General features: G+C 66.0%; 2 protein-coding genes. One reads left to right on the top strand and one right to left on the bottom strand.

Going from position 1 to position 1,709, the window contains the following annotated elements; all coding sequences use genetic code 11:
* Positions 1 to 17: 17 nt before the first annotated feature.
* The gene (locus Asi03nite_RS37365; protein ID WP_203685237.1) at positions 18 to 1,250 is read right to left on the bottom strand and encodes an RNA-guided endonuclease InsQ/TnpB family protein; all 1,233 of its coding nucleotides are present in this window, start codon (positions 1,248 to 1,250) and stop codon (positions 18 to 20) included.
* Positions 1,251 to 1,275: 25 nt separating this feature from the next.
* On the opposite strand from Asi03nite_RS37365, the gene tnpA reads away from it, so the two are divergent.
* Positions 1,276 to 1,692, top strand: coding sequence for an IS200/IS605 family transposase (gene tnpA / locus Asi03nite_RS37360; RefSeq protein WP_203685236.1), 417 nt, complete (start codon positions 1,276 to 1,278; stop codon positions 1,690 to 1,692).
* Positions 1,693 to 1,709: the final 17 nt, after the last annotated feature.

The raw sequence follows: 1,709 nt of genomic DNA, 5'->3' as shown, positions 1-1,709 counted from the left end.
TTGACATCCTCTCCGCCCTAAAGGACGGAGATTCCCTTCACGCTGCGCGTGGAACACGCGGCGTCCGGGTGGGTTACCGCTTCGCTGCGCGGTGCCGGGACGAGTCCCGGTCTTACCTGCGCTCCACGGTCGTTGAGGTCCGCCTGTCCGGCGGCCCTGATGTTCCTGGCAGCGTTGATGTCCCGATCGTGGGTGGTGCCGCAGGGGCACGTCCACTCGCGTACGGATAGGTCCAGCTTGTCGCCGATCCTGCCGCAGTCCGAGCACATCCGGGTGGACGGGAAGAACCTGTCCACCCGGCCGAACGTCCTGCCGTACCGGGCGGCCTTGTATTCCAGCATGCTGGTGAAGGTCGCCCATCCGGCATCGTGCACGCTCTTGGCCAGTCGCGTGCGGCCGAGACCGGCGACGCTCAAGTCCTCCACGAAGATCGCTTGGTTCTCGCGAATCACTTTCGTGGACAGCTTGTGCAGCCAGTCCCGCCGGGTGTCGGCCACCCGCGCGTGAGCGCGAGCGACCTTCACGACGGCCTTCTTGCGGTTGTTGCTGCCCCGCTGCTTGCGGGACAAGTCCTGTTGCAGCCGCTTGAGCTTGCGCGCGGCGCGGCGCAGGAACTTCGGGGCGTCGGTCTTCCGGCCGTCGGACATCACCGCGAAGTGCGTCAGGCCGAGGTCGATGCCGATCTCGGAGTCGACCGGCGGCAGCGTCTCGCCCTGATCGATGGTCACGACGAACGAGGCGAAGTACCGGCCGGTCGCGTCTCGGATGATCGCCACGCTGGATGGGTCCGAGGGCAGTGTCCGCGACCAGCGCACGTCCAGGTCGCCGATCTTCGGCAGCCGCAGGCGGCCGTTGTTCAGGACCTTGAACCGGGAGTTCTTGGTGAAGCGGATGGCCTGCCGGTTGTCCTTGCGTGACCGGAAGCGAGGCGGGGCCACCGTGCGGCCCTTGCGCTTTCCCGTGATCGAGGCGAAGAAGTTGCGGTACGCCGTGTTCAGGTCCGCCAGCGCCTGTTGCAGGACGACGGCGCAGACCTCGTCCAGCCAGGCGCGGGCCTCGGTCGTTTTGGCCTGGGTGATGACCTGCTTGGATAGCTCGGCATCCGAGACGTACGGCAAGCCCTGCTCCCGGGCCTGCTGGCGCAGCCTGAGCCCGTCGTTGAACACCACCCGCGCGCACCCGAACGCCCTGGCCAGCTCGATCTGCTGGCCGGGCGTCGGGTAGACGCGGAACTGGTAACGGAGCTGCACGACAGACACTGTACCTTGTTGGTTTATGGCTGACCTTGCAGGCATCCGCACTGGTAGGCACTGTGTTTTCGCGATGCATGTCCACTTGGTTTTCGTGACGAAGTTCCGGCACAAGGTGTTCTCCGACCGGCACCTGACCCGCATGGAGGCGATCATGCGGGACGTTTGCGCCGACTTCGAGGCCGAGCTGGTCGAGTTCAATGGCGAGAACAACCACGTGCACCTGCTGGTCAACTTCCCGCCCAAGGTGGCCGTGGCCCGGCTGGTCAACAGCCTCAAGGGCGTGTCCTCGCGCCGCCTGCGGCAGGAGTTTCCCGACCTCGTGCGCCACTACTACCAGGCCAACAAGCTGTGGTCGGGCTCATACTTCGCGGGCTCCGTCGGCGGCGCACCGCTGAGCGCCGTGAAGCAGTACATCGAGCAGCAGAACCGTCCCGGTTAAGGCACTGCTCGGGCCTT

Origin of the sequence: Actinoplanes siamensis (assembly GCF_016862395.1) — a bacterium.
Taxonomy (GTDB): Bacteria; Actinomycetota; Actinomycetes; order Mycobacteriales; family Micromonosporaceae; genus Actinoplanes; species Actinoplanes siamensis.
This window is presented reverse-complemented; position numbering and strand designations above follow the sequence as displayed.